Origin of the sequence: Bradyrhizobium genosp. SA-4 str. CB756 (assembly GCF_000473125.1) — a bacterium.
In the GTDB taxonomy this organism is placed as follows: domain Bacteria; phylum Pseudomonadota; class Alphaproteobacteria; order Rhizobiales; family Xanthobacteraceae; genus Bradyrhizobium; species Bradyrhizobium arachidis.
The window spans coordinates 3,491,266-3,515,121 of sequence record NZ_KI421499.1 but is presented as its reverse complement, the minus strand read 5'-3'; the positions used below and the strand labels follow the sequence as shown (position 1 = coordinate 3,515,121).

General features: G+C 65.4%; 30 protein-coding genes. 16 read left to right on the top strand and 14 right to left on the bottom strand.

Annotated elements, in window-relative coordinates; all coding sequences use genetic code 11:
* Nucleotides 1–90: 90 nt before the first annotated feature.
* A complete protein-coding gene (locus tag BRAGE_RS0117370) occupies nucleotides 91–1,095 on the top strand; it encodes an ABC transporter substrate-binding protein (RefSeq protein ID WP_027557733.1) in 1,005 nt (334 codons plus the stop codon).
* A gap of 36 nt (nucleotides 1,096–1,131) precedes the next feature.
* On the opposite strand, the gene panB is transcribed toward BRAGE_RS0117370, so the two are convergent.
* Nucleotides 1,132–1,953, bottom strand: a complete 822-nt coding sequence (gene panB / locus BRAGE_RS0117365) for a 3-methyl-2-oxobutanoate hydroxymethyltransferase (RefSeq protein ID WP_027557734.1) — start codon at nucleotides 1,951–1,953, stop codon at nucleotides 1,132–1,134.
* A 426-nt stretch (nucleotides 1,954–2,379) separates the two neighbouring features.
* Here panB and minC point away from each other — a divergent pair, with 426 nt between their 5' ends.
* The 4 genes from minC to BRAGE_RS0117345 all read left to right on the top strand — a co-directional run bounded on the left by minC (nucleotide 2,380) and on the right by BRAGE_RS0117345 (nucleotide 4,576).
* Nucleotides 2,380–3,075: a septum site-determining protein MinC gene (minC, locus tag BRAGE_RS0117360; RefSeq protein ID WP_027557735.1), complete on the top strand. Its 696-nt coding sequence runs from the start codon at nucleotides 2,380–2,382 to the stop codon at nucleotides 3,073–3,075.
* A gap of 21 nt (nucleotides 3,076–3,096) precedes the next feature.
* Nucleotides 3,097–3,912, top strand: coding sequence for a septum site-determining protein MinD (gene minD / locus BRAGE_RS0117355; RefSeq protein ID WP_027557736.1), 816 nt, complete (start codon nucleotides 3,097–3,099; stop codon nucleotides 3,910–3,912).
* On the top strand, nucleotides 3,909–4,190 hold the full coding sequence (minE, locus tag BRAGE_RS0117350) for a cell division topological specificity factor MinE (RefSeq protein ID WP_027557737.1): 282 nt from the start codon (nucleotides 3,909–3,911) through the stop codon (nucleotides 4,188–4,190). The genes minD and minE overlap by 4 nt, the downstream gene beginning before the upstream one ends.
* A gap of 200 nt (nucleotides 4,191–4,390) precedes the next feature.
* Nucleotides 4,391–4,576, top strand: a complete 186-nt coding sequence (locus BRAGE_RS0117345; protein ID WP_027557738.1) for a hypothetical protein — start codon at nucleotides 4,391–4,393, stop codon at nucleotides 4,574–4,576.
* Here BRAGE_RS0117345 and BRAGE_RS0117340 read toward each other — a convergent pair whose 3' ends face one another.
* The 4 genes from BRAGE_RS0117340 to BRAGE_RS0117325 form a co-directional block, all read right to left on the bottom strand.
* A complete protein-coding gene (locus BRAGE_RS0117340) occupies nucleotides 4,577–6,688 on the bottom strand; it encodes an ATP-binding protein (RefSeq protein WP_027557739.1) in 2,112 nt (703 codons plus the stop codon).
* A 135-nt stretch (nucleotides 6,689–6,823) separates the two neighbouring features.
* A complete protein-coding gene (locus BRAGE_RS0117335) occupies nucleotides 6,824–7,075 on the bottom strand; it encodes a hypothetical protein (RefSeq protein ID WP_027557740.1) in 252 nt (83 codons plus the stop codon).
* A gap of 96 nt (nucleotides 7,076–7,171) precedes the next feature.
* Nucleotides 7,172–8,302 (bottom strand): hypothetical protein, encoded by a 1,131-nt coding sequence (locus BRAGE_RS0117330; RefSeq protein WP_027557741.1) that lies wholly within the window; start codon nucleotides 8,300–8,302, stop codon nucleotides 7,172–7,174.
* A gap of 86 nt (nucleotides 8,303–8,388) precedes the next feature.
* Nucleotides 8,389–8,781 carry a hypothetical protein gene (locus BRAGE_RS0117325; protein WP_027557742.1) on the bottom strand — a complete coding sequence of 131 codons (393 nt, stop codon included), beginning with the start codon at nucleotides 8,779–8,781 and terminating at the stop codon, nucleotides 8,389–8,391.
* Between the two features lie 131 nt (nucleotides 8,782–8,912).
* Here BRAGE_RS0117325 and BRAGE_RS0117320 point away from each other — a divergent pair, with 131 nt between their 5' ends.
* Complete coding sequence (locus tag BRAGE_RS0117320) at nucleotides 8,913–9,698, top strand: SDR family NAD(P)-dependent oxidoreductase (RefSeq protein ID WP_027557743.1); 786 nt, start codon at nucleotides 8,913–8,915, stop codon at nucleotides 9,696–9,698.
* On the opposite strand, the gene BRAGE_RS0117315 is transcribed toward BRAGE_RS0117320, so the two are convergent.
* Entirely contained in the window at nucleotides 9,695–9,925 is a 231-nt protein-coding gene (locus BRAGE_RS0117315) for a DUF6894 family protein (RefSeq protein ID WP_027557744.1), read from the bottom strand. The two genes, BRAGE_RS0117320 and BRAGE_RS0117315, sit on opposite strands and share 4 nt — an antisense overlap.
* A 413-nt stretch (nucleotides 9,926–10,338) precedes the next feature.
* Complete coding sequence (locus BRAGE_RS0117310; protein WP_027557745.1) at nucleotides 10,339–11,358, bottom strand: hypothetical protein; 1,020 nt, start codon at nucleotides 11,356–11,358, stop codon at nucleotides 10,339–10,341.
* 334 nt (nucleotides 11,359–11,692) lie between these two features.
* On the opposite strand from BRAGE_RS0117310, the gene BRAGE_RS0117305 reads away from it, so the two are divergent.
* Together BRAGE_RS0117305 and BRAGE_RS0117300 are read left to right on the top strand one after the other, a co-directional pair.
* Entirely contained in the window at nucleotides 11,693–12,289 is a 597-nt protein-coding gene (locus BRAGE_RS0117305; protein ID WP_051395241.1) for a L,D-transpeptidase, read from the top strand.
* Between the two features lie 146 nt (nucleotides 12,290–12,435).
* Nucleotides 12,436–12,633, top strand: coding sequence for a hypothetical protein (locus BRAGE_RS0117300; RefSeq protein WP_027557747.1), 198 nt, complete (start codon nucleotides 12,436–12,438; stop codon nucleotides 12,631–12,633).
* Between the two features lie 18 nt (nucleotides 12,634–12,651).
* On the opposite strand, the gene BRAGE_RS0117295 is transcribed toward BRAGE_RS0117300, so the two are convergent.
* Complete coding sequence (locus BRAGE_RS0117295) at nucleotides 12,652–13,083, bottom strand: COG4315 family predicted lipoprotein (protein ID WP_027557748.1); 432 nt, start codon at nucleotides 13,081–13,083, stop codon at nucleotides 12,652–12,654.
* Nucleotides 13,084–13,215: 132 nt separating this feature from the next.
* Complete coding sequence (locus BRAGE_RS0117290; protein WP_027557749.1) at nucleotides 13,216–13,680, bottom strand: MarR family winged helix-turn-helix transcriptional regulator; 465 nt, start codon at nucleotides 13,678–13,680, stop codon at nucleotides 13,216–13,218.
* 102 nt (nucleotides 13,681–13,782) lie between these two features.
* Between BRAGE_RS0117290 and BRAGE_RS0117285 the strand changes: the two genes are divergently transcribed.
* The 3 genes from BRAGE_RS0117285 to BRAGE_RS0117275 all read left to right on the top strand — a co-directional run bounded on the left by BRAGE_RS0117285 (nucleotide 13,783) and on the right by BRAGE_RS0117275 (nucleotide 17,322).
* A complete protein-coding gene (locus tag BRAGE_RS0117285) occupies nucleotides 13,783–15,705 on the top strand; it encodes an FAD-binding monooxygenase (RefSeq protein WP_027557750.1) in 1,923 nt (640 codons plus the stop codon).
* Nucleotides 15,706–15,857: 152 nt separating this feature from the next.
* A complete protein-coding gene (locus BRAGE_RS0117280) occupies nucleotides 15,858–16,874 on the top strand; it encodes an SH3 domain-containing protein (protein WP_027557751.1) in 1,017 nt (338 codons plus the stop codon).
* Nucleotides 16,875–17,043: 169 nt separating this feature from the next.
* On the top strand, nucleotides 17,044–17,322 hold the full coding sequence (locus BRAGE_RS0117275) for a hypothetical protein (protein WP_027557752.1): 279 nt from the start codon (nucleotides 17,044–17,046) through the stop codon (nucleotides 17,320–17,322).
* Nucleotides 17,323–17,337: 15 nt separating this feature from the next.
* Here the strand turns inward: BRAGE_RS0117275 and BRAGE_RS0117270 are convergent, their stop codons facing one another.
* The gene (locus tag BRAGE_RS0117270; protein WP_027557753.1) at nucleotides 17,338–17,631 is read right to left on the bottom strand and encodes a DUF3551 domain-containing protein; all 294 of its coding nucleotides are present in this window, start codon (nucleotides 17,629–17,631) and stop codon (nucleotides 17,338–17,340) included.
* A 140-nt stretch (nucleotides 17,632–17,771) separates the two neighbouring features.
* On the opposite strand from BRAGE_RS0117270, the gene BRAGE_RS54615 reads away from it, so the two are divergent.
* Entirely contained in the window at nucleotides 17,772–17,951 is a 180-nt protein-coding gene (locus tag BRAGE_RS54615; RefSeq protein WP_027557754.1) for a hypothetical protein, read from the top strand.
* Nucleotides 17,952–18,026: 75 nt separating this feature from the next.
* The gene (locus BRAGE_RS0117260; RefSeq protein ID WP_027557755.1) at nucleotides 18,027–18,350 is read left to right on the top strand and encodes a hypothetical protein; all 324 of its coding nucleotides are present in this window, start codon (nucleotides 18,027–18,029) and stop codon (nucleotides 18,348–18,350) included.
* A 15-nt stretch (nucleotides 18,351–18,365) separates the two neighbouring features.
* On the opposite strand, the gene BRAGE_RS0117255 is transcribed toward BRAGE_RS0117260, so the two are convergent.
* From BRAGE_RS0117255 to BRAGE_RS0117245, 3 genes are all read right to left on the bottom strand, one after another.
* Nucleotides 18,366–18,935, bottom strand: a complete 570-nt coding sequence (locus tag BRAGE_RS0117255; protein WP_027557756.1) for a TetR family transcriptional regulator — start codon at nucleotides 18,933–18,935, stop codon at nucleotides 18,366–18,368.
* Nucleotides 18,935–19,279: a DMT family transporter gene (locus BRAGE_RS0117250; RefSeq protein WP_027557757.1), complete on the bottom strand. Its 345-nt coding sequence runs from the start codon at nucleotides 19,277–19,279 to the stop codon at nucleotides 18,935–18,937. The genes BRAGE_RS0117255 and BRAGE_RS0117250 overlap by 1 nt, the downstream gene beginning before the upstream one ends.
* A 188-nt stretch (nucleotides 19,280–19,467) precedes the next feature.
* The gene (locus BRAGE_RS0117245; RefSeq protein ID WP_027557758.1) at nucleotides 19,468–20,133 is read right to left on the bottom strand and encodes an O-methyltransferase; all 666 of its coding nucleotides are present in this window, start codon (nucleotides 20,131–20,133) and stop codon (nucleotides 19,468–19,470) included.
* A gap of 96 nt (nucleotides 20,134–20,229) precedes the next feature.
* On the opposite strand from BRAGE_RS0117245, the gene BRAGE_RS0117240 reads away from it, so the two are divergent.
* From BRAGE_RS0117240 to pdxY, 3 genes are all read left to right on the top strand, one after another.
* The gene (locus BRAGE_RS0117240; protein ID WP_027557759.1) at nucleotides 20,230–20,874 is read left to right on the top strand and encodes a TetR family transcriptional regulator; all 645 of its coding nucleotides are present in this window, start codon (nucleotides 20,230–20,232) and stop codon (nucleotides 20,872–20,874) included.
* Between the two features lie 87 nt (nucleotides 20,875–20,961).
* A complete protein-coding gene (locus BRAGE_RS0117235; RefSeq protein WP_027557760.1) occupies nucleotides 20,962–21,603 on the top strand; it encodes an FMN-binding negative transcriptional regulator in 642 nt (213 codons plus the stop codon).
* A 37-nt stretch (nucleotides 21,604–21,640) separates the two neighbouring features.
* Nucleotides 21,641–22,459: a pyridoxal kinase gene (gene pdxY, locus BRAGE_RS0117230; protein WP_027557761.1), complete on the top strand. Its 819-nt coding sequence runs from the start codon at nucleotides 21,641–21,643 to the stop codon at nucleotides 22,457–22,459.
* A 4-nt stretch (nucleotides 22,460–22,463) separates the two neighbouring features.
* Here the strand turns inward: pdxY and BRAGE_RS0117225 are convergent, their stop codons facing one another.
* Entirely contained in the window at nucleotides 22,464–23,771 is a 1,308-nt protein-coding gene (locus BRAGE_RS0117225) for a hypothetical protein (RefSeq protein ID WP_027557762.1), read from the bottom strand.
* Nucleotides 23,772–23,856 lie beyond the last annotated feature (85 nt).

Here is a 23,856-nt window from a genome sequence, read left to right as displayed (position 1 = left end):
ACAGTTGACAAGTTGAGGGCGGCCTTGTTGCATTGGTATCCTCACATGGGGAGAGCGACAAGCCGGGTCGCCGGCACAGGGAGAGATGCGATGAAGCGTTTGCAGGCGGCTGTTGTGGCGCTGGTGCTTGGTCTGCCGGCGGTGCCGGCCAGCGCGGGCGAGGCGGTCAATCTGATCCTGAACTGGACGCCGACGGCGGACCATTCGCCGTTCTATTACGCCAAGGCGCAGGGCTGGTACGAGAAATCAGGCATCGACCTCACCATCGAGGTCGGCAAGGGCTCCGGCGTCTCCGCCGCCAAGGTCGGCTCCGGCGGCTCGCCCTTCGGTATCGCCGATCTCGCCACCATGCTGGTCGCCAAGAGCAAGGGCGCCGACGACGTCGCGCTGATGAGCATCTACGCCAACACCGGGCAGACCTTCTACTGGCTGAAGAGCTACGGCGTGAACGGCGTGAAGGACTTTCCGAACCACAAGATCGGCAATCCGCCCGGCGATGCCTCGCGCGTGATGTGGCCGGCGTTCGCGAAAGCCGCAGGCATCGCCCCTGACTCCGTGAGCTTCGTGAACATCGGCCCGACCGCGAAGATCGCGGGGCTCAAGAGCCACACCGTCGACATCATCAGCGACTTCTACAACGAGCACGATCTGAAGGTGATCGAGTTCGGACAGGACCTCGGCTACGTCAACTGGAAGGACATCGGGCTCAACCCGTACGGCAATTCGCTGATCGTGAACGGCGCCTACCTCCAGAAGAATCCAAAACTGGTCGAAGAGTTCGTGCGCATCTCGCAGAAGGCCTTCGCGGCCTGCGTCGCCGACGTCAGCCCGTGCCTGAAGGCGCTGCTCGACCAGGTCTCCGGCCTCGACAAGGAGAACCAGGAGCGCCAGTGGGAGCGCATCAAGTTCCTGATGACCGACGAGTTCACCACCACCAAGGGTCTTGGCTGGATCGACGGTGAGCGGATGAAGAAGGACTACGAGCTGGTCCAGACCTATCTGGGCATGGAGAAGCCGTTCGACGTGACCACGGCATTCTCGACCAAGATGCTGGACCCCGCCATCAAGATGGATGCGAGCAAGGTGAAGAAATAGGGCGCGCCGCGAGCGGCACCTGACGGCCTCGTGCCGTCAGCTCTTCTTCGTGTCGTAGACGTGTTCGGGCCCGGGAAATGCGCGCGACCGCACATCGGCGGCATACGCTTCGATCGCGGCTTCGATGGCCGGACCCAGATTGCCGTAGCGCCGGACGAATTTCGGCGTTCGCGGTGATAGTCCCAGCATGTCCTCGAGGACGAGCACCTGGCCGTCGCACGCCGCGCTCGCGCCGATGCCGATAGTCGGGATCGCGATTGTCTCGGTGATCTTGCGCGCCAGCGGTTCGGCGACGGCTTCGACGACGACCGAGAACGCACCGGCATCGGCGACCGCCTTCGCGTCGTCCTCGATCGGCCCCCAATCCGTTTCGCTTCGGCCCTGGGCGCGAAACGAGCCGAGGGTGTTGATGGATTGCGGCGTCAGGCCGATATGACCCATCACCGGGATGCCGCGCCCGGACAGGAATGCGATCGTCTCGGCCATGCGGGCGCCGCCTTCGAGCTTCACCGCGCCGCACTGCGTTTCCTTCATGATCCGGACCGCGGAGTTGAATGCCTGCTCTTTGGAAGCCTCATACGATCCGAACGGCATATCGACCACGACCAGCGCCTGCCTGGACCCGCGCATCACGGCTGCGCCCTGGAGGATCATCATGTCGAGCGTAACAGGTACCGTGGTCTCGAAGCCATGCATGACGTTGCCAAGGGAGTCGCCGACCAGAATGACGTCGCAATGCCGGTCCACCAGCGCTGCCGTATGCGCGTGGTAGGACGTCAGCATGACGATCGGCTCGCCGCGCTTGCGGGCCCGAATGTCCGGCGCAGTCTTGCGTCTGGTGGACGACTGGATTGACATGATCAGCTCCGGCTGCGGGGAGGCGGATCGAAGCCAGATGATGCAACGGTGTCAATCTGGCCTCCGATCACAATGGACGGCGTGAGGTGAGGGGCTGGGAGGCCTTCTGCCCCAACGTCGTCATTGCCGATGTGGGAAGCAGCGAGCACTCATCCTTCACCGTCACCCTGAGGTGGCCGCTCCTTCGGCGGCCCTCGAAGGGCGACGGCCCGGCTCTCTCCGCGTGGCTGCATCGGGGCCGCGCATCCTTCGAGGCTCCCCATGGGACGCATTGCGTCCCATGCCTCGCACCTCAGGATGACGGGTTAGGATTTGAAGCCTACGGCCCCCGGCCACCCCCACGTAACGCCACGAAAGAATTAACCGGCCGTTAACCAAATCCGCCGCATCGTTAACCATTCAATAACGGGGAACGAGTCGGCCGTCATGGAGGCTGCAGCAAAAGTCCAACGTCAGATGGTGCGCCTGCGCGGGCGGTCCTATGTGGCCTTCGTGTTCGTGCCGACGGTTCCGATCCTGGAGTGGCTCCAGGAAATCGACGCCACCATCGCCCGCTCGCCGGGCTTCTTCGTCGGCCGGCCGGTGGTGGTTGACCTGTCCTCGGTCGATCTCAGCCAGTCCGGCATCAGCCATCTGCTCACCAGCCTCCAGGACCGCAACATTCGCGTGCTCGGCATCGAGGGCGTGGACGAATCGCGGCTGACGCCGGCAATGCCGCCGCTGCTGTCGGGCGGGCGCAGCTGCGTGGTCGAGCCGAGCGCGCCGAAGAAGGCTGAGAAGGCCGAGGCCAAGCCGACCTCGCTGTTGCTCGAGACGCCCGTGCGCTCCGGCCAGACCGTGATCTTCCCCGAGGGCGACATCACCATTCTCGGCTCGGTCGGTTCCGGTGCCGAAGTCGTGGCCGGTGGCTCCATTCACATCTATGGCGCGCTGCGCGGCCGCGCCATGGCGGGCGTCAACGGGCACAAGAGCGCGCGGATTTATTGTCAGAAGATCGAGGCCGAACTGCTTGCAATTGATGGGTTTTACCAGACTGCGGACGACATCGACGCCGCCTTGCGCGGCAAGCCGGCGCAGGCCTGGCTGCAGGGGAATACCATGCGAATTACAGCACTGAACTGACCAGCAAAGGAGACATTTCAGATGAGTAAGGTACTGGTCGTGACGTCAGGCAAGGGCGGGGTCGGCAAGACTACGACGACCGCCGCGCTAGGGGCTGCGCTCGCGCAACGTGGCGACAAGGTCGTCGTCGTCGATTTCGACGTCGGCCTGCGCAACCTCGACCTTGTGATGGGCGCCGAACGCCGCGTGGTGTTCGACCTCATCAACGTGGTGCAGGGCGTCGCAAAGCTGCCGCAGGCGCTGATCAAGGACAAGCGGCTCGATAACCTCTGGCTGCTGCCGGCCTCGCAAACCCGCGACAAGGACGCGCTGACCGAAGAGGGCGTCGGCAAGGTCATCGCCGAGCTGCGCAGCCGCTTCGACTGGGTGATCTGCGACAGCCCGGCCGGCATCGAGCGCGGCGCCTCCATGGCGATGCGCTTTGCGGACGAGGCCGTCATCGTGACCAACCCGGAAGTCTCCTCGGTGCGCGATTCCGACCGCATCATCGGCATGCTCGATTCCAAGACCGTGCGGGCCGAGAAGGGCGAGCGCGTCGAGAAGCACATTCTCATCACGCGCTACGATCCCTCCCGCGCCGCGCGCGGCGAGATGCTGACCATCGACGACATCCTGGAAATCCTCGCAACGCCCTTGCTCGGCATCATCCCCGAGAGCCAGGACGTGCTGAAGGCCTCCAACGTCGGCACGCCGGTGACGCTCTCGAACGCGGATGGAGCACCGGCGCGGGCCTACATGGACGCGGCCAAGCGCCTCTGCGGTGAAAGCATCACGATGCACGTTCCCGCCGAGCGGAGGGGGCTGATGGACCGCCTGCTGCGACGGAGGGCTGCATGAGCATGGGACTGCTTCGACTTCTCCGCGGCAACAAGGCCTCCGCACCGGTCGCCCGCGAACGGTTGCAGATCCTGCTTGCGCATGAACGCGGATTGCGCGGCCAGCCCGACCTGCTCGGTGTGCTGCGTGAGGAAATCCTCGCCGTCGTGTCCAGGCATGTCACGCTGGATCCGACCAAGGTCATCGTCCGGCTCGAGCGCGGCGATGAGGTCTCGACCCTGGAGGTCGATATCGAGGTGCCCAACGATATCGAGCGCAAGAGGGCCGCGGTCGGGTAGGGGGCCTGACCGAAGGCTGCCAATCTTGGCGTAGGTTTCTTGGGGTGGGTGAGAAGGCGGTCCGCCGGGCATGGCGGGCCGCCTTTGTTGTTGCGTGGGCGTGGTCCGGTGCGGAACGAGGGCCGAGGCTCGATCGTTGTCATGGGCCCCGCGGGACAGCCGAGCGATGTCCCGTGGCTTCTGCAAACGGGAGAGCGCCCATGATGTCCGAGGTCCAGGTCCACACCGTCGCGCGGCAGATGCTGGAACGACATGGTTTCGCTGCGATTGCGAAAGCCGCCGAACAGGCCCAGGCCTGCGAGGGCCGCGGCGAAGCCGAAGAGGCCAAGGAATGGCGTCACATCGAGGACGCCATGAAGATCATGCGCGGTCCGGCCCAGAGCTGATCAGCTCCGCACCGTTCCATCCTTGATCATATCGAGGACGCGGCTGGCCAGCGTCTCGACCACGAAGGGCTTTGTCAGCACCTGCATGTCGGGCGCGAGCTGGCCGTTGCCGATGATGGCATTCTCCGCATAGCCCGTGATGAACAGCACCTTGAGGGCCGGACGGGTTGTGCGCGCAGCATCCGCAAGCTGGCGGCCGTTCATGCCGCCGGGAAGGCCGACATCGGTAACGAGCAAATCGATCGTCGCCTCCGATTGCAGGATCTTCAGCCCGCTCGGGCCGTCATGAGCCTCCAGGACGCTGAAGCCGATCTCTTCCAGCGCATCGGTCAGCAGCATGCGAATCGACGGCTCGTCGTCGACAATCAGGATGGTGTGACCAGCTTTCGGCCGCACAGCACTCTTGGGCGCCAAGGTGGACGGCCTGTCAGCCTCGTTGCCATAATGGCGTGGCAAATAGAGGCACATGGTCGTGCCCTGGCCGACTTCGGAGTAGATCCGGACCTGGCCGCCGGACTGGCGCACGAAGCCGTAGACCATGGAGAGGCCGAGCCCGGTGCCCTGGCCCATCGGCTTGGTCGTGAAGAACGGCTCGAACGCGCGCTCGACGATGTCGGGTGTCATGCCGGTGCCGGTGTCGGTGACGCAGAGCGACACATACTGGCCGGGCGCAAGATCGCGCTCGCCGGCGCCATGCTCGTCGAGCCAGCGGTTGGCGGTCTCGATCGTGAGCCGTCCGCCGCCGGGCATCGCATCGCGGGCGTTGATGCAGAGGTTGAGCAGGGCGCTCTCGAGCTGTGACGCATCGATCAGCGTCGGCCACAGCCCGCCTGCGGTGACGACTTCCACCGCGATCTCCGGGCCGACGGTGCGGCGGACCAGCTCCTCCATCCCCATGACGAGGCGGTTGAGGTCGGTCGGCTTGGGATCGAGCGTCTGCCGCCGCGAGAAAGCGAGCAGCCGATGCGTCAGGGCGGCGGCGCGCCTGGCGGCGCCTTGCGCCGCGGTGACGTAACGGTCGATTTCATTGACGCGGCCCTGGCCGAGCCGCGTCTGCAACAACTCCAGCGAACCGATGATCCCGGTGAGCAGATTGTTGAAGTCGTGCGCGATGCCGCCGGTGAGTTGCCCGACAGCTTCCATCTTCTGTGACTGACGCAGCGCCTCCTCGGCTACGCGCAGCCGCTGCTGCTCCTTCAGCCGGTCGGTGACGTCGTAGGAGAACTGGTAGGCACCGAGCAGCCGGCCCTCGCTTTCGCGCAGGCAGTTGAAGCGCATCTCGTAGAAGCGGCGGTCCCGCCCGGGCTCGCCGAACTCGGCGACCTCGACGAAGGCTTCGCCGGCGAGCGCCCGCGACCAGACGGCGCGGACGGCGTCGCGATGCTCGGGTTGATCGTCAAGCAGCTCCAGCATGTTGTCACCGACCTTCGGCAAGATGCCGTAGATGCGATGGAATTCCCGAGCCGAGGCGCCGTTGATGGCGAGCCAGCGGAAGCCGGGATCGACGACCTGCACGAAGGCATCGGTTCCTTCGACGAGGTCGGCCATCAGCTTGCGCTCGGCCAATGCGGCGACCACGCGCGCTTCCAGCGTCTCGTTGAGCTGCTGCAACTCCCGCTCAGCCCGCTTGCGCGCCGTGATGTCCTGGAACAGCACGGCGACCTGCTTGCGGCTGGCTGGCTCGACACGGAAGGCGGCGAGCTCGAGTTGGCGGCCGGTCGCGACCAGCTCGCGCTCGAAGCGGATCGGCTGCCCGGTCCTGAGCACGCCGCCATAGAGCTCGACCCAGCCGTCGGCCTCATCAGGGACCATCTCGCGGACCTTCTGGCCGACCACGTTGGGAATGCCGGCATGCTGGGTGTAGGCGGGGTTGGCTTCGACGTGGATGTAATCGCTGAGCGGGCCGTGCGGGCCGTCGAAGAATTCGATGATGCAGAAGCCTTCATCGATCGAGTTGAACAGCGTCCGGTAACGCTCCTCGCTTTCCGCCAGCGCCGATTCCGCTGCGCGGCGCCCGGTCTGGTCGGCCATCCCGAGCGCCTTCAGGCGTGCGTTTTCCTCCTCGATCGCCTTGAGACGGCGTCGAAGGTCTTCCAACTCGATCGCATCCACGAGCGCGCGCGGGGTTGGCGTTTCCAGGAGCCGCTCCTTGACTCTGCCTACGGTATGCTGGCGGGCGAACGCACCGCGGCAAGCCGCAGCCTCAACGCAGTCCGAACCGGTGAGTTCCCCGGGGGGCCGGATAGCTCAGCGCTCGCCCTGATCGCCGCCTTGCGCGCCGGACTTGTGTTGCGTTTGCGGCTGGGCGCGTTCGCCGGTCTCCTTGCAGGGCAGCGGCTCCCACGATCCATCCGGCGCCTGCTGATAGGCGCTGCACGATGACGACGAGGCCGATTTGTCCTCGCCTTTCTGGGCATCGGAATTCTTCGCCAGCGCCGGGGCAGTCAGCACGGAGCCGGCCACGAGAGCTCCGGCGAAAACGAGATTGACAATCCGCATGGGGTTCTCCTGTTCGAAGCAAGGCCTCATGCTGTCGATGATTGTGACGATTATTTGCCAGCGCGGCGGTTCCGCCGCGCGATGCTTAACGGCGCCTCATCGCCCTGCGGGTTCGATGGCAATCGCGTTGCGCCGGGCGCAGGCGCGCAGCCAGCCGATCACGCCCGGCTGCACCGAGAACTCGTAATTGTCCTCGATCGTCTTGGCCCTCATCGCCAGGACCGAACCCGTCTCGATCGCTTCGGCCAACTCGGCCCCATGCTGCGGGAACAGACCGATTTCGTCGGGGCCCTCGACCTGCGCGGAGAACGCCTCGAACGGCACATTGCCGATTCTCAGCGTCGCCTCGATGGCCTGACCTTCCGGCCGGTTGAGCTTGGAATCCTTCAGCATCATGGTCAGCCCCTTCGCGCGGCTGACGATCAGGAAGATGGCGAGACGGCGCTGCGGCGCGGGCGCGTCCGTGCCGATGAGATAGCGCCGGCGGATGAAGCAGGCGACGATCGCCACGTCGCCGTTGCGTAGCTCGGATGCATCCCACCCTTCGATCTTCTGCTTGTCCTCGATCCCGGGCGGGCCGGCCGGGGTCGGCGGCATCACCGCGATCTTCGGCGAGCGCGGCCGCGGCGCCGGCATCTCCGGCGCGTTGGGATCGGTCGGCCTGTCGACCGCGATGTCGAAGGTCTTGCCGCACTGCTTCAGCCAGCTCAGCGCATCCGCCGGCAGATCGAGTACGATCGGCCCGGAATCGACGCCGGCACCGTCCGAGCGCAACGTGACGTCCCGCGCCTTGCCGAGCGCCGCGAGCATGCCCTCGGCATCGCCCGGATGCAGCGCGAAGGCGTTGCCGACCGGGAAGCCGACCGCGCGGAAGCTGCGGCCGTCGATGACGATCTCGGCCTGGTCGTCCAGCACGTGTTCGCTCGGCATGCCGTCATCCATCAACATGATGGACAGGCCCGAGCCGCGGCTGATGTTGAGGGCGAAGGCGGTGTCGACCTTGCCGCCCGCCTTGCTGCGTTGCCTCGGCGCAATCAGCACGCATTGCCTCACCTTGCCGTCAGGGCCGACCTGGGGCAGGGCGCTCCATACCCCCTGCGGAAAGCGCACTTGCTTGCCGGCGACCGGATTGTCCGCCGTCGCGGCAAAAGCGGGCAGCGCCAAATTGGCGGCGACGATCACCGCGAGCGCCGCCATCCGGCGCGTCCAAAGCATATCGGCAGGCATGGCCCCTCGCATTGTCCTCAGCTCGAAGCATTGGACTCGGAGGGGTGCGCCGAGGTTCACCGGCAAAGCCGGGCCGCCAAGGGCGGCTAGCCGCCCTTGCTGCGGATCAGGCCGGCGAGATTGGTCTTTTGCGCCTCGCACCAGCCGGGCATGCCGAGCCGGCGCTGATCCATGTCGGTTGCCTGCGTCGCCACCGCGACCTCGGCCATCAGATCGTCGTCCTGCTTCTCGCCCATCTTGCCGCCGGTGTGCATCCAGGCGATCGCCTTGCGCACCTTCTCGGTGGTGCCGTCGGGCAGCTGCATTTGCTGCGCCTTCTGCACGAGGTCCTGGTAGACGAGATCCGTGCCCGGGCACTCGACCTTGGCGGCGAAGGCCTGCAGGACCATCGTCACATAGGTCGAACGGACCGGCGCATCGCCCGCCTGGGCCGGCGCGGCGATCAACAACAGGCCTGCGATCAGAAAACCGGTGCGCATTCTTGGGGTACCTCCTCGTTTTTTTGGGAGGCTAGCGTCCGGCGCGCCGCTCCGCAATGGTGCCGGGGCGCAATTGTGGCGCCTCGATGCGGTGCGCTATCGTAGCGGATATCCCGGCCACGGAGAGCGACATGAGCCTGTTCAGCACGCCGTTCGATCCCGCTCACGACACCGCGCTCGTCACCGGCGCCGGTAACGGCATCGGCCGCGCGATCGCGCTGGGCCTGGTCGGCGAGGGCGTCCGGACCATGTTCGCCGACGTGAGCGCGGAGCGGGTGACTGCCGCGATCGGCGCGAGCAAGACGCCTGAGCTGGCGGTGCCGTGGGTCGGCGATCTCGCCAAGCTCGAGGCTTGCGACGAGCTGCTGGCCTCGGCACATGCGGTGCTGGGCGACGTCACGCATTTCGTGCACAGCGCCTCGCCGCCGCGGCGCGAGGCCGATCACGCGCTCGCTGTCGACCGCAGGACCTGGCAGGAGATGCATGCCGTCAATCTCGACGCCGGCTTTCATCTGGCGCGCGGAATCGCAACACGACTGATCGCGGCGAAGCGGCCTGGCTCGTTCCTGTTCCTCACCTCGCTGCATGCGGGCACGCCGCGCAACCTGCCGCATTATTCGACGGCGAAGGCGGGGATGGCGATGCTGGTGAAGGAGCTCGCGAAGACCTTTGGTCGTCGCAATATCCGCGTCAACGCGCTGGTGCCCGGTGCGATCGCGGCAGGTGGATTCGTTGCCGATGCCTCGCTGGCGAAACACATTCCGCTCGGGCGCCTCGGCGAAGCAAACGACCTCGTGCCGATGGCGCTCGCGGTGCTGTCGAACAAGCTGTCGGCTTATGTCACCGGCGCAGCGTTCGTCGTCGACGGTGGATTGTCGCTGACGAACTGGTTCGAAGCGCCGGTGCTTGAAGATTAGCGCTGCCAGGCCGGCACAGGATCGAGCGGCGTGCGATAGACCTCTTTGTGATCGCGATCGGTGACGCGCACCGCGCAGCCCTTCTGCTGCAGCTCCGGCTTCACCTGCGACAGCTCGCATGCGAGCTGAACGGCGCGATCCGAAGCGACCTCGATGTCTTCGAGGATGATTCCGCCCTGGTTCTTGAACTCTTCACCAACCACGAGATCGAAGGAGTAGTATGGCATCCGAATTCTCCGGTGTGACGACCCAAATTCCCAAACGAAGCCTTCGACGGAAGTCTTCAAAACATGCTGGATCGTACCACTGAGTCGATATCTATCGGATGAACAAGCCGCACAATCTCTGTGCCTAAGGCGCAGAAATGATGAGCAATGAACGGTGGCGTTAAGATTTTATTAAACATGTCCACGCGATCATGAGGCATGGAATTGCAGCAGAACCGGGCTCCGGGAACCGGCAGCTGCAAGAGAAGGCCGGCGGCATAGATCCCGACGGCCTTTTCTCTTGAAGCTTTCGTCGCGCAAACTTGCTTCACGAAAGCTTCCTTGGCGAAGACGAGTCAGCATCGCTTCCCGTAATCACCCGGACTCAACGCATCATCTCGACTCGGACAGCGTGTAGCGACGCTGGTGTTCGTCTAGTGCACCGGCATCGGCGGACGCACGACAGGTCCGTCGTCATCGGCAACAGCCTGCGTCGTCGTCACGGGCGCGACCGGCGGCGGTGCTGCGGCTGCCTGTGATGGCGGCGGCGGTGGCGCGAGCGGCGCGGGCGAGTAGGCCGGCATGTAGGTGTGTGACACGGCCGGCTTCGGTTTGCGAACTGGCGGCGGTGCGGGTCGCGGCTGAATCGCTGACACGCGTGCGCGCGGATCGACCGGCTTGGCCTCGGCTACGGGCTTCGGCACGGGCGGCTTGGTCATCTCACGGGCCAGCTGCTCCTGGCCGGCCTTCAGCTCGGCGATCGTCGTCTTGAGCTGCTCGATCTGCTGCGCCATCGCGGCCATGTCGCGCGTCATCGACTCCATCGATTGGGTGGCATCGGGCGGCGCTGCTGCGGTGGCGGTGGCAGGCTGAGGTGGAGGCGGCGAGGCCGGTTGATCGGCGATTTGATCGGTCGCCGCAGGCGGGGCCTCAGCTGCCGCGGGCGGGGCGGCCTGTGCAGCGGCGACCGGCGCCGTCTGCGGTGTCGCAGGCAGCAGCTGCGATGTCAGCGAGGCCAATGCCGGTGTCCATTGCGCGAGCATCTGTCTTGCGGTGTCGCCATGCTGCTCCCAGGCGATCGCGGCCGCCGCGCTGCCGCCCGCAAACAGAAATGCGACAGATGCGCCGCGCAGCCACGTGCTGACCGCGGATCGCTTCCGCCGGCCGCGACCATCGCTGGCCTCGACGCGCACCGCGCTGTCGACCGATGGAGCCGCGGCTTGTGCGCCGTAGACGATGCTGATGTTTTGCTCCGGCGCGAACTTCGGCTCCGGGCGGAGCGCGATATCGGGCGCCAGCGTCGGAGAAACGCTGATGGGGCGCGAAGCCTGCACCATATCCGGCGAGATCTGAATGTCCGGCGAGATCTGAACCGCGTCGTGCGGATCGTTGTCCTTGATCGTGTCCTTCACGATCTCATCGACGATTTGCTTGCTGTTCAGCGTCGCGAGCATCGCAGCTCCTTTGAAGCGCTCTTGGTCCGCATTGGCGCGAGCCGATTCGTTGAGGTGAGCCCATTCCCAAGTCCCATGACGCACGAGTCCAGCCGGGTTTGACCAAAGCAAGGCGAGGGGGTGGAGATCATGCGGCGCTCTTCCGCCGTTTGTGGTGATGGAACCCGCTCGATTGAACACGGGCAATTGTTCCCGGTCTGCCTTGTTTTCAGCACGATTTGGGCAGCATCTAGGGTTGCTGGGGGCGCTGCTGCTATCTGCTATCGGGGGGCCGGTGGTGCCAAAATCTCTGATTATTCCGTTTGTGGTTGCCTTGCTGCCGCTCGGCGGCTGCATGCAGGCAACGTTGTCGCCGTCGACCGACGCAAGCATGACGCCGCGCGACAGGCAGTTGCTCGCACATACGCCTTACGCCCAGGCGAGCGTGCCTGAGCAATATCTGCGTCACGTCGTCGATTATCCGCGCAAGGAGCAGCCGGGCACGATCCTGGTCGATACCGACGCGCGCTATCTCTATTACGTGCTGCCCGACGGCAAGGCGATCCGCTACGGCGTCGCGGTCGGCGAGGAAGCCATGGCCTTCTCCGGCGTCGCGCGCGTCGGGCGTCTGGCGGAATGGCCGGACTGGGTCCCGACCGCAGAGATCCAGGCGCGCCTCGGGCCGTATCCGGCGCGCGTTCGCGGCGGGCCCGCCAATCCGCTGGGCGCGCGCGGCATCTATCTCTATGCCGGCAACAAGGACACGCTCTATCGCATCCACGGCACCAACCAGCCCGAATATATCGGGCAGGCGATCTCGTCCGGCTGCATCCGGATGCGCAATGAGGACGTGATCGATCTCTACGACCGCGTGAAGCTCAATTCGACCGTGGTGGTGCTGCCGCCCGGGCAGAACGCGCGCGTCCAGGCGGGGCCCAGCTGGCGCGGGTAAGGCGCGGGATTCTGCGCGTGGCGGTCGCGGCGCTCACTCAAGCGTGAAGGCGGGCGCGATCGGCGCTTCGTCGAGAGTGAAATGCTTCACAGCGGTTTTGCTGCGGTTGCGCTATGCCTCCATGGCTCGTTGCCATTGGAGGCATCATGCAGAAATTTTTTTATCCATTGAATGAGACTGACCGCCGCGTCGTCCGCAAGTGGCGGATCGTGACACTCGGCTTTTACGGATCGCTCCTGGCCGGCATGGCGCTCTATGTGGTGATGCATTGGAATGCGGAGGTCAATTACGCCTCGGTCGATTCCAGCGCGCACGCGAAAGTGGTCAGCACGCGGGCACGCTGACCTCTCTGCCACCGTGCCTTATTCGTCGGGTCGCGCGATGCGCCATTGCAGCGTCGTGGCGTTGCCATTGGCATCGCCCGGCGCCTTGTCGGCGGGTGACGTGTACAGCGGGCGGTAGCGGTAGGCCCACATCTTGCTGCCGTCGTTGCGGCTGATCACGGTGAAGTCGCCGACGGCCTTGGCGTCGGCCGTCGCCGACAGCGGCACCCAGCTCTCGGTGCACTTGCCGTTGCAGTTCGAGGTCTTCCCGGTGGTGTCGCGCTCGTAATAATAGAGCGTCATGCCCTTGAGATCGACCAGCTTGGGACCCTGCTTGGTCAGGACCACCTTCGCCGGTGCGCTCGTCGCCTCGGGCTTCGGCGGAGGAGGGGCATCGCCGCCATGGCCGTTCGCGAGCGCAGGAACGGTCGAGAGCGCGACCGTCGCGGCAAAAATGACCAATCTGCGCATTCCAAGCTCCAAACCGGCAAAGTTAATCGCGCGTTAAGCGCCGAATGTTTCCGACGGTAGCAGCCGAAGGTTAGTTCCAGGTTTCGCAGGCCTGCGGCAATTACGGACAAAACTGCGGGACCAAATCCCGGACTACACTTGCACCTCGCGCAGCGGGGCGCGGCTGAGCTCGTTGCCGGCGGCAATGGCCTTGCGCAGCAGCCGCATCAGCTCATCGCCTTCCTTCGCGGTGAGGCCGCGCAGCATGATGCGCTGGGCGGACTCGACCGCCGGCGTGATCTTGCGCAGCGTGCGCCGCCCCTCGTCGGTGATCTCGAGCTCGCGGGCGCGGCGGTCGCGCGGACTGGCGCGGCGCTCGGTAAGACCCTTCTGGACAAGGCGATCGATCACGCCGGTAATGGTGGTGCGGTCATAGGCGATGAGACCGGCGAGCGTCACCTGGTCGAGCCCCGGATTGGCCTTGATGGTCGCGAGCGCGGCGTATTGCACCGGCGTGAGGTCGAAGCCGACATCGCCGACCTCCGCCAGGAATACCGCCACCGCGATCTGCTGGAACCGGCGCGCCAGGTGGCCGGGCATGTCGCTAGGATCGCTCACCGAATTCTCCTTAAGAGCAGGGAGGGGTGTGATTATTGACAAGCATACTGATAGTCAGCATACTGAGCAATACCAAACAGAACGTTTCCGGGAGAGGTGCTCATGCAATTCCATCTCAATGGATTCCAGCCTGGTGATCCTGAGATCGCCGATCCCGCCGAGCGCATTCAGGCTTCGGGTGCGCCGGGCACCGTGCCTAAAGAGGTCGATGTGCTCATCGTCGGCTGCGGCCCGGCGGGCCTGACGCTCGCCGCGCAGCTCGCGCAATTCCCTGACATCAAGACCTGCATCGTCGAGCAGAAGCCGGGCCGGTTGCTGGTCGGGCAGGCCGACGGCATCGCCTGCCGCACCATGGAGATGTTCCACGCCTATGGCTTCAGCGAGCGCGTGCTGAAGGAGGCCTATTGGGTCAACGAGACCACGTTCTGGAAGCCCGACGAGCAGGCGCCGGAAAAGATCGTGCGCAGCGGCCGGGTGCAGGATGTCGAGGATGGCCTGTCCGAATTCCCGCATGTCATCTTGAACCAGGCGCGTATCCATGACGGCTTTCTCGACGTCATGCGCAAGTCGCCCGCCAAGCTCGAACCGCATTACAGCCGCCGCCTGCTGGATCTCGAGGTCGATCCGGCCGCAGGGCTCAGCGATCATGCCGTGACCGTGCGCCTCGAACGCGTCGATGCCGCGAACGAGGGCAAGGTGGAAACGATCAAGGCGCGCTACGTCGTCGGCTGCGACGGCGCGCGCAGCACGGTGCGCAAGTCGATCGGCCGCGAGTTGCACGGAGATTCCGCCAACCACGCCTGGGGCGTGATGGATGTGCTGGCGGTGACCGATTTTCCCGACATCCGCTTCAAGGCGCTGATCCAGTCGGCGAAGGACGGCAGCCTGCTGATCATTCCGCGCGAGGGCGGCTACATGGCCCGCCTCTATGTCGAGCTCGCCAAGCTCGACGTCGGCGAACGCGTCGCCAACCGCAACATCACCGCCGATGACGTGATCGCGAAAGCGCAGCGGATACTGAAGCCGCATACGCTGGATGTGAAGGAGATCGCCTGGTGGTCGGTCTACGAGATCGGCCAGCGCCTCACCGACAAGTTCGACGACGTGCCGGAGGCCGAGATCAATGCGCAATTGCCGCGTATCTTCATCGCCGGCGATGCCTGCCATACCCACAGCCCGAAGGCCGGGCAGGGCATGAACGTCTCGATGCAGGACGCCTTCAATCTCGGCTGGAAGCTCGCGGCCGTGCTGCGCAAGCAGTGTGCGCCACGCCTGCTGCATTCCTATTCTGCGGAACGGCAGGCGGTCGCCAAGGAGCTGATCGATTTCGACCGCGAATGGGCGGGGATCTTGGCGTCCGCTGCCAAGGCCGGCGGCGCCGATGCGGCCAAGACGCAGGACTATTTTGTCCGGCACGGTCGCTACACCGCAGGCACCGCAACGCATTACAAGCCATCGATCCTCACCGGCGCGGCGTCACATCAGCATCTCGCCGAAGGCCTCGCTATCGGCAAGCGTTTTCACTCTGCGCCGGTGATCCGGCTGGGCGACGCCAAGCCGGTGCATCTCGGCCATGCCGCGCAGGCGGATGGCCGCTTCCGGATCTACGCGTTTTCTCCCGCGGAAGATCCGGCGGCCGCAGGCTCGGCCATTCGCGCGCTGTGCAATTTCCTCGCTGAATCCCAGAAATCTCCAATCCGGCGATATACGCCTAGAAGCGGCGATATCGACAGCGTGATCGATCTGCGCGCGGTGTTTCAGCAGGATCATCGCGAACTCGCCATCGAGGCGATGCCGCCGATGTTGCTCCCGAGCAAAGGCCGTTACGGCTTGTACGACTACGAGAAGATGTTCTGTCCGGACCTCAAGAGCGGCCAGGACGTGTTCGCCATGCGCGGCATCGACCGGAAGGCGGGCTGCATGGTCGTGGTGCGGCCGGACCAGTATGTCGCGACGGTGCTGCCGCTCGATGATTTTGCTGCGCTTGCGTCGTACTTCGGCGGCTTCATGCTGCAAGCGAGCTGAGGGCAAAACAGCGCTTCCAGCGCTGTGCCGATGAACGGCGAATGAATATTGAACCGCGTGCGGCGTGCATCTCGATCTTTCGACGGATGCGACGACCGCCCGCGGAACGCTCGGTTCAATGGCGCGTTCGGCCTTGAGAGGAGGAACACGCCATGAGACTTAAAAGCGTTTTGGTTGCAGCATTGCTGCTCGCCCCGACGGCCGCGCTGGCCGCGCCGGGCATCGTCACCGTCTCGACCGGCCTGCGCGCCGGTCCGGGTTCGGGCTTTCCGCTGGTCGATCGCATCCCCGAGGGCGCCCGCGTCAACATCCACGGCTGCCTGCGCGGCAATGCCTGGTGCGACGTGAGCTTCTCGGATGATCGCGGCTGGGTGTCATCGCAATATCTCGAATATCTCTATCGCAACCACTACGTCTATCTCCCCGATTATGTCGACGAGATCGACGTGCCTGTCGTTCCCTTCGCGCTGGCCTCGTACTGGTCGAGCTATTATGAGGGGCGGCCTTGGTATCGCCGCCACGCCTACTGGAATAATTACTGGACCTCGCACCAGCGCCTCGCGACACAGATGACGATCGATCCGCGTGCCGCTCGTATCGGCCGCGCGGCGACGCGCGATGCCGCGGTTGCGTTGGGGCGTGAGGGTGTGCACGCCAGAGGCAATGTGAATGGCAATGTCAGGAGCGATGCTGCGGTCTCCGGGCGCGACGCCGCGACTGCACGCCACGACGCCGCCATTGGCAGACGCAACGCCGCGGTGACGACGGACCGGGCTCGCGTCGGGCAAAGCGAGCGCTTCGCGCATGAGCGGGTCCAGGAGCGGGCCAATGTCCAGGGCCGCAATCCGCGCGATGCGCAAGCGCGCATGATGCATGAGCAGGCGGCGGGCCGAGCCGCGGTGCGTGCGCAGCCGATGGCGCGTGCGCATGAAGCGCCGCGCGTGTCGGCCGCACCTGCAGCGCGCCCCGCAGCGCCGCACATCGCTCAGCCCAATGTGAGCCATGGCGCGCCGATGAACGCCCATGCGCAGATGCCGGCGCCGCGCGCGGCGGCGCCTGCGATGCCGCATGGTGGCGGCGGCGGTGCTCCGCACATGAATGCTGCTCCTGCTCCGCATGGCGGTGGCGCGCCGGCCGGCGGCCCCGGCGGCGGTCATCAGAAGCACTAACGTTGCGACGAAAGCCCGGCCTTCGCGCCGGGCCTTCCGTTTCGATGCGGGCGAGTTCCCTGCGCGTACAATTTAAAAAGGTTCTTCGCGGGCAGATTTCATCGATCGTAAGATGTCTACCCAAAGATGTCGGCATCCACTCGGGGCAGCGGGGCACGGGAGGATGACGATGAGACAGAGCCAGGCGGAAACGCGCCGCCAAAATGTCGCGAAGCGTTCGATGACCAAGGAGGCCAAGCAGCTGGCCGGCCTGATCGCCGGACTGCGCAAATCCCTCGACGGGATTCACAAGGAGCGGGCGAGCTCCAAGCTCACCGGCGCCGAGATGGGAATGCTCGACGAACGCCGCAACAACCTGCTGCTCACCATCGCAGCCCTGGACGATCGCCTCTCGGCGGTGCAGGGGCTGATCGATCTTGGCCGCCCTCACGTGATCCGCGTGCACTGAGCGGATTGCAGGCGCTTAGCGGTTCCGTCGCGGCGGCGATGGGCCCGGGCCCGGCTGGCGATTTTGCATAGCATAGGGATTGGCGTAGCACTGGGCGGACTGCCCGGATGCGGTCGCCGCGCATTGCGCCATCGACACGAAACTGCAAGCGATGGAGCTGCCGTCGAGGGTATAGACCTCGATGCAGACGGGATAACGCGGATCGTAGGTCTGCGCCTCGGCCGGCACGGAGCCGGGCAAGCCCGCGCCAAGCAGGCTTACGACAAGCAAGCTCACGACAAGCAGAATCGCGTTTTTGACGCGTGACATGATCAACCTTCTTCGTTTAGGCGGGACCTTGGCACAATGCTGCCGTGGATGGCACCAAATTGCCACGCTCCTGGCGAATTGCCGCCAAAGCCCGCTGCCACGACGGGGACGGGTGGCAGGGCAACGCAAGGGGATGCGCATTGGCCTATAAGATGGTCGCAGAACGCGACAACGAGAAGTGCAGTTTTGCCCGCGAGAGCCGGTTGCTGATTGTGGCGAAGGCGAGGGTCTGGGCGAGCGAGGGATGGCAGGTTGTCATCACCGACCAGGACGGCAAGTCGTATACTCCGCCCGAATTCGATCAGTTGTTGGCGGCGTGACTGCGCAACGCGGCTAGGGGACGACTGGATTTGACGACGGTATTTCGAACGGGGCGCGAGATAATCGCGCCCTTGATGACTCTCGCAGCCGCTGCGGCACTGACGGCGACGGTCGCGTCCGCACAAAATCTCGACGCCGGCAAACCGCCCGCAAAACTCTTCGCTGACGGCTGCGCCACCTGTCACCGCAGCCCGCGGGGATTGGCGAAAGGGCGCTTCAGTGTAACTCTCGCCTGGTTCCTGAAGGACCATTACGCGACCAGCCCGGACTCCGCCAAGGCGCTCGCTGCCTATTTGCAGTCCGTCGATGAACCGCCGCCAAACGCCGCGGGCAAGAAGCCCCGCGCAAAGCCTTCCAAGTCGGCGTCGCGTCCGCCAAAGCCGGTTCAGAGCCCGTAGCCCGGATCGAATGCGCTACGTGCGTCGATAGGTCTGCGCGATCAGGCGATCGTGCACGGCGCGAAGGTCGGCGTTCATCCGTGTTTGTCCCGTCGTGACATAGGACAGCCAGGCGCCGTCGGCGGCGAGGCGGACGACATGGAGCTCGGGCGTTGCGTCAGTCGCGCGATGGCGCTTCAGGCGCGCCTTCATCCAGTCGTTCCAGAGCCGGCGCAATGACGGATCGGTGACGACGACCATGCTCAGCGCCGCCCAGGGCGTTGCGAATCCGAACGCCTTGCCGGTGAACACCGCATTGACATAGGCGCGTGTAAAGCTGCCGCGCGGCTTGGGATCGGCCTCGATGGCGGCGTCGATCTCGGCATCGACGCGGGCAAGGAGGTCGGCGAACAGCCCCTCGATCAGCGCCTGCTTGCTGCCGAAATGATGAAACAGCCCGCCCTTGGTGACGCCGGCGGCCGCTGCCACGGCCTGTACCGTGACGCCCGGCACGCCATGGTCCATGGCGATCGCCGCGGCGCAGTCGAGCAGGGCGCGCCGCACCTGCTCGGGCTGCTTGGCGCGGGTGTAGGCGCTTTCCGCCATCAATGCACCGTGGTCTCCGAGAACAGGTTGATGACCACGACCCCCGATACGATCAGCGCGATGCCGACAAAGGCCGCGGCGTCCAGCATCTGGCGGAACAGCACGAAGGAGACGGTGGCGGTCAGGATGATGCCGACGCCGCCCCAGATCGCATAGGCGATGCTCAGGGGAATGACCCGGATCGCCACCGACAGCGCGTAGAACGAGGCGACGTAGAACAGCACCATGGCCAACGTCGGCCACGGCCGCGTGAACTGCGCGGACTGCTGGAGGAAGGCGGACGCCGTGACCTCGAACACGATGGCGAGGGTAAGGGCAGCATAGGCGTTGAAGGCGGAGGTCATGGTCAATCAGGTGTTTTTGCTCGAAAGATACCGCGCGGTAGGTATGTTTAGCACGCGGAACATGGCTTTTGGCTGGACCAGCTATCACGGGTGAGTGACGCGCCTGCGACAGGCGGGGAACACGGCACGAAGCCGCCGCACGATGATCGTGCGGCGGCTTCGAATGGTCGCAGCGGCTCCGGCGCGCGTCAGTTGATCCGCACGGAGAGCTCGACGTCGTCGGCAAAGGCCGTGGACATGTAGCCGCTGCCGGGCCTGCGCACGCGTGCGAGGTAGTCAGGGCTGAAATCGGCATTGTCGGCGACGACGATCGCGCCCGGCCTGAGATGGCCTTCGACCAGATTCAGGATCTCCGGGTAGAGCGCCTTGGCGCCGTCGAGCAGCACGAGATCGATCGTCTCGGGCAGATCCGTGCGAAGCGTCTTCAGCGCATCGCCCTCGCGGATTTCGACGAGATCGATCAGGCCGCCGGCCGAAAGATTCTCACGCGCCCGCACGGCCTTGGACGGTTCGAACTCGCTTGTGATGAGGCGGCCGCCGCCATTGTCGCGCAGGCCCGCTGCAAGGTGCAGGGTCGACAGCCCGAACGAGGTGCCGAACTCGACGATCGCCTCGGCGCGGGAACTGCGCGTCAGCATGTAGAGCAGCATGCCGGTCTCGCGCGACACCGCGAGCGGTGCGTCCTTCAGCCGGCCATAGAGCTCGGCATAATCGGTCTTGCTCCGCATCATACGTGCCCGCTCGGCATCGGACAGGTCGGCGACGGCGGCTTGCGTTGCATTGCTTGCGGCTTCGGCCTCGAGGAACAGGCGGTCCAGCAGCGGCGCAAGCGATGTGATGGTCGGGGTGGTCATTCGAGGTCTCCGGATCGGTGGGAAAGCGCGTGCTTGCGCGGAGCAGGAAATACGACTAATTCGTCGCATTTCCTATTCGCATTGCCAGGGTGTGCCATGGCCGACCGTCGAAGCCGTTCAGTTTCCTCACGAAAACAGCCGCGACAGGCCCGCTCCACCGAGCTGGTGGCGGCCATTCTAGATGCCGCTGTTCAGGTCCTGGCGAAGGAGGGAGCGCAACGTTTCACCACGGCGCGGGTGGCGGAGCGGGCCGGGGTGAGCGTCGGGTCGCTCTACCAATATTTTCCGAACAAGGCCGCGATCCTGTTTCGCCTCCAGAGCGACGAGTGGCGGCGTACGAGTGAGATGTTGCGCGGCATTCTCGAAGACCGCGCGACGCCGCCCCTGGCTCGGCTGCGCGCGCTGGTCCATGCCTTCATCCGCTCCGAATGCGAGGAGGCAGCGATCCGCACGGCGCTCAGCGACGCCGAGCCGCTCTATCGCGACGCGCCCGAGGCGCAGGACGCGCGGGCCGCGGGCGAGGGCATTGTCGCGGCCTTCATGCGGGAGGCATTGCCCAAGGTCTCGGATGCGACGCGCGAGCTCGCCGGCGAGCTGATCACGACGACATTGAGCGAGGTCGGCAAGCGGTTCTCGGAGACGCCGCGCAGCGAGACCGAGATCGCGCGTCATGCCGACGGGCTGGCCGACATGTTCTGCGCCTATCTCGCGGAGCTCGCGCGAGGCCGCGATCATTCCTGACATCCGCATTTGCGGCCCAATATCGTTCGGACTCGGGGGGATATTGGGTTAGCCTCGCATCGTCCTTCGTCCAGCCCGAGCGCCGCCATGCATGTCCTCCGTCCCCAATTCCGCATCGAGGAGCAGCGCGCGCTGGAATTTGCCGCAAGGCGCGGCTTCGGCGTGATCGTGGCGGCGGATGAGCGCGGCCCGCGCGCCTCACACGTGCCGTTCGTGCTGTGCGAGCGTGACGGATGCGCGATCGTGCAGGCCCATTTCACTGCGAAGAATCCGCTTGTGTCGCTTGCGGACGGCAACAGGCGCTTCCTGCTGATCGTCGCCGGCGATGATGCCTACATTTCGAACGACTGGTATTCCTCACGCGAAAACGTCTCGACCTGGCTTTACGAGGCCGTGCATCTTTCGGGTGTGGCGCATCTGCGCGGGCTGGATCAGAACCGCGGACATGGCGATGCGTTGCTGGCGGCCTCTGAGGCGCGGCTTCCGAAACAGCCCTGGGATCTCGCGCAGATGGAGGGCGGCAAGCGCGAGAGCATGCTGGCTGCGATCTGCGTCGTCGATATCGTGGTGGACCAGATCGAGGGGCAAGCCAAGCTCAACCAGCACAAGCCCGATGCGGACCATGTCGCCGTGGCAAACCAGCTGGCGCGCTCGCAGGAGAGCGGACACCGGCGGCTGGCACGCAAGATGAAGGCGCTACGGCCGGAGCTCGGGTATGAGCTCCGATAGCTTGCCACATTCAGCATTTGACCGTACGGACCTCCGCATGCTCGTCATCTCCATTCAAAGCCAGGTGGTCCACGGCCATGTCGGCAACAGCGCGGCCGCCTATGCCATGCAGGCGGAGGGCGTGAACGTCGCGGCGGTACCGACGACGCTGCTGTCAAACCATCCGCGCTATCCAACCCTGCGCGGACGCGTGCTGGAGACCGAGCTCGTCGCTGATCTGCTGAGGGGTGTCGAGGAGCGCGGTCTCGTCGAGGAGGCCGCCGTGCTCGTCACCGGCTATCTCGGCTCGGTCGGCAACGCCGCCGTGATCGCCGATTTCGTCGAACGGGCGCTCACGCGCAATTCCAAGCTGGTCTATCTCTGCGACCCCGTGATCGGCGACGATGGCCGCGTCTATGTCGCCGACGGCATTCTGGACGTGGTGCGGCACCGGCTGCTGCCGGCCGCGAAGACCACCACGCCGAACCAGTTCGAGCTCGAGCTGCTGTCGGGCATCAAGATTGGGGACGCGCAGGGTCTGCGCGCAGCGTGCGCGGCTCTCGCGGGGACCAGCCGCATCGATGTCGTCGCTACCGGCTGCACGCTCGCCGATACGCCAGCCGGGCAGGTGGAGACGATCCTCTGCGCGGATGGTCAGTTGTCGCGCTTTGCGACGCCGCGTCTGCCGATCCGTCCCTACGGCACTGGCGATCTCCTCACCGGCCTGATTGCGGCGCATCTGGCGAAGGGCTTGGCCATGGACGCGGCAGTACGGCTCGCCGTCGACACTATTTTTGCGGTGCTGGTGCGCACACAGGATGCCGGCACCGCCGAGATGCGGCTCGTGCCGCTGCCGATACCGGAGCCCAAATCGTAACGAGTCAGGTCGCGCGCTTACTGGCGGATTGCGCCGACTTCTGCGGCTTGGCCGAGCTCTTCTGCTCGCGCGCAGCATGCGCCTTCGCCTTCGATGGCCTGGTGCTGGCCACAGCCCGCGCCTTCTTGGACTTGGTGTTCGCGGCTTCCTTGCGGTCGCTCGCGCCGCCGCGCTTCGAAATGTATTCCTTGCCGTCGATCGGGCCGACATGCGGCGGATCGCGGTCGAGATAGGGCCGGCCGACGCCGAGCGCCTTGCCGTTGGCGTCGACCCATTTCCACAGGATTTCGGTCGAGACCCAGCGCTGCGCGCGATTGTTGCCCTGGGTGCTGACGATGTCGGCCGCCATGCCGTGGCCGTAGCCGCCGCGCGTGCTGCCGCCGTGATAGGAGCGATCGGAGGCGGCTTTCAGGCCGCTCGCGATTGACTGGCGATAGTCGTCGCGGAACGCGCTGGTGATGCCGGGCGAAAGGCCGGCGGCTTCGGCGGCGAGCAGCGTGCGGAACAGTTTTCGCTTAAAGCTCTTGTCCATGCCGCCGATGACATAGTCCATCATCGACATGCCGGCGTGCTCGGCCGCCTTCGGGTCCTTCCAGCCGAAATCCTCGTCGACCAGCTTGGTGAAGCTGCGCATCACGGTGACCGTCTTGCCCCTGCGCTTGATGGAGACGGCGCGGCGCTCCTGCACCTTGATGGAGTCTTCCTTGGGCGTGCGCTGGTAGAGCGCCCAGAGATAGCGGTCGATGCAGGCGTCGATGACGAAGCATTCGTCGAGCACGGCGACGGTGTCGGCCGGCGGCGATGCCTTGCTTGGGGCTGGGGTGGGTCCGCCCGTAATTGCCGCGGGCGACGGTTCGTCGGTGGTCACGATCTCGGTGGGATCGGCGGAGGCAATCTTGACCGGCTCGGGCGCCGGTGCAGGCGGAGCCTCGCTGACGACGGGCTCCGGTTCCGGCGAAATCTGCGGTGCGGGCGGCGGTTCCGCCGGCACGATCAGCGCCGGATCAGCCGAAGCGAGCTTGACGGCCGGGGCGGGCTCCTCGGACGCCGCTGGTTCCGCGATTGGTGGGGCGACCGCAGCGGCCGCCGCGATGTCGGCCGTCAGCGCGATACCGTCCTCGAGGGTCGCAGCGTGCGGAACATCGGCGAGCTCGAGACGGATGAGATCTTTCGCACGGGACACCGAGGCCGCATTGGCGCCGCTGTTCTCGATGAGCGCTGGAGCGTAGGCGGAGAGGGAGAGCGCCAGCCAGCCGGCCATCACGGCCGAAGGGCACGCGACAGCCACAAGAAGAGACCGCCGATCGTTCATGATCCCTGCCTCCAAACGGTTCTGTTCAAAACCCGTCTTGTCCGAACAGTCTTGATGCAAACAGTCTTGCACGGAAAGGCATGTA

Bases quoted from the DNA above. Each gene is read 5' to 3' on its own strand.
- panB (WP_027557734.1), bottom strand. From the start codon at position 1,953: ATGTCAATCCAGTCGTCCACCAGACGCAAGACTGCGCCGGACATTCGG.
- BRAGE_RS0117250 (WP_027557757.1), bottom strand. From the start codon at position 19,279: ATGACCTCCGCCTTCAACGCCTATGCTGCCCTTACCCTCGCCATCGTG.
- BRAGE_RS0117235 (WP_027557760.1), top strand. From the start codon at position 20,962: ATGCATGTCCTCCGTCCCCAATTCCGCATCGAGGAGCAGCGCGCGCTG.
- BRAGE_RS0117315 (WP_027557744.1), bottom strand. From the start codon at position 9,925: ATGCCATACTACTCCTTCGATCTCGTGGTTGGTGAAGAGTTCAAGAAC.
- BRAGE_RS0117240 (WP_027557759.1), top strand. From the start codon at position 20,230: ATGGCCGACCGTCGAAGCCGTTCAGTTTCCTCACGAAAACAGCCGCGA.
- BRAGE_RS0117245 (WP_027557758.1), bottom strand. From the start codon at position 20,133: ATGACCACCCCGACCATCACATCGCTTGCGCCGCTGCTGGACCGCCTG.
- pdxY (WP_027557761.1), top strand. From the start codon at position 21,641: ATGCTCGTCATCTCCATTCAAAGCCAGGTGGTCCACGGCCATGTCGGC.
- BRAGE_RS0117310 (WP_027557745.1), bottom strand. From the start codon at position 11,358: ATGCTCGCGACGCTGAACAGCAAGCAAATCGTCGATGAGATCGTGAAG.
- BRAGE_RS0117225 (WP_027557762.1), bottom strand. From the start codon at position 23,771: ATGAACGATCGGCGGTCTCTTCTTGTGGCTGTCGCGTGCCCTTCGGCC.
- BRAGE_RS0117275 (WP_027557752.1), top strand. From the start codon at position 17,044: ATGAGACAGAGCCAGGCGGAAACGCGCCGCCAAAATGTCGCGAAGCGT.
- BRAGE_RS0117260 (WP_027557755.1), top strand. From the start codon at position 18,027: ATGACTCTCGCAGCCGCTGCGGCACTGACGGCGACGGTCGCGTCCGCA.
- BRAGE_RS0117300 (WP_027557747.1), top strand. From the start codon at position 12,436: ATGCAGAAATTTTTTTATCCATTGAATGAGACTGACCGCCGCGTCGTC.
- BRAGE_RS0117325 (WP_027557742.1), bottom strand. From the start codon at position 8,781: ATGCGCACCGGTTTTCTGATCGCAGGCCTGTTGTTGATCGCCGCGCCG.
- BRAGE_RS0117335 (WP_027557740.1), bottom strand. From the start codon at position 7,075: ATGCGGATTGTCAATCTCGTTTTCGCCGGAGCTCTCGTGGCCGGCTCC.
- BRAGE_RS0117255 (WP_027557756.1), bottom strand. From the start codon at position 18,935: ATGGCGGAAAGCGCCTACACCCGCGCCAAGCAGCCCGAGCAGGTGCGG.
- BRAGE_RS0117270 (WP_027557753.1), bottom strand. From the start codon at position 17,631: ATGTCACGCGTCAAAAACGCGATTCTGCTTGTCGTGAGCTTGCTTGTC.
- BRAGE_RS0117280 (WP_027557751.1), top strand. From the start codon at position 15,858: ATGAGACTTAAAAGCGTTTTGGTTGCAGCATTGCTGCTCGCCCCGACG.
- BRAGE_RS0117305 (WP_051395241.1), top strand. From the start codon at position 11,693: ATGCAGGCAACGTTGTCGCCGTCGACCGACGCAAGCATGACGCCGCGC.
- BRAGE_RS0117370 (WP_027557733.1), top strand. From the start codon at position 91: ATGAAGCGTTTGCAGGCGGCTGTTGTGGCGCTGGTGCTTGGTCTGCCG.
- BRAGE_RS0117295 (WP_027557748.1), bottom strand. From the start codon at position 13,083: ATGCGCAGATTGGTCATTTTTGCCGCGACGGTCGCGCTCTCGACCGTT.
- BRAGE_RS0117285 (WP_027557750.1), top strand. From the start codon at position 13,783: ATGCAATTCCATCTCAATGGATTCCAGCCTGGTGATCCTGAGATCGCC.
- minD (WP_027557736.1), top strand. From the start codon at position 3,097: ATGAGTAAGGTACTGGTCGTGACGTCAGGCAAGGGCGGGGTCGGCAAG.
- BRAGE_RS0117320 (WP_027557743.1), top strand. From the start codon at position 8,913: ATGAGCCTGTTCAGCACGCCGTTCGATCCCGCTCACGACACCGCGCTC.
- BRAGE_RS0117330 (WP_027557741.1), bottom strand. From the start codon at position 8,302: ATGCCTGCCGATATGCTTTGGACGCGCCGGATGGCGGCGCTCGCGGTG.
- minC (WP_027557735.1), top strand. From the start codon at position 2,380: ATGGAGGCTGCAGCAAAAGTCCAACGTCAGATGGTGCGCCTGCGCGGG.
- minE (WP_027557737.1), top strand. From the start codon at position 3,909: ATGAGCATGGGACTGCTTCGACTTCTCCGCGGCAACAAGGCCTCCGCA.
- BRAGE_RS0117345 (WP_027557738.1), top strand. From the start codon at position 4,391: ATGATGTCCGAGGTCCAGGTCCACACCGTCGCGCGGCAGATGCTGGAA.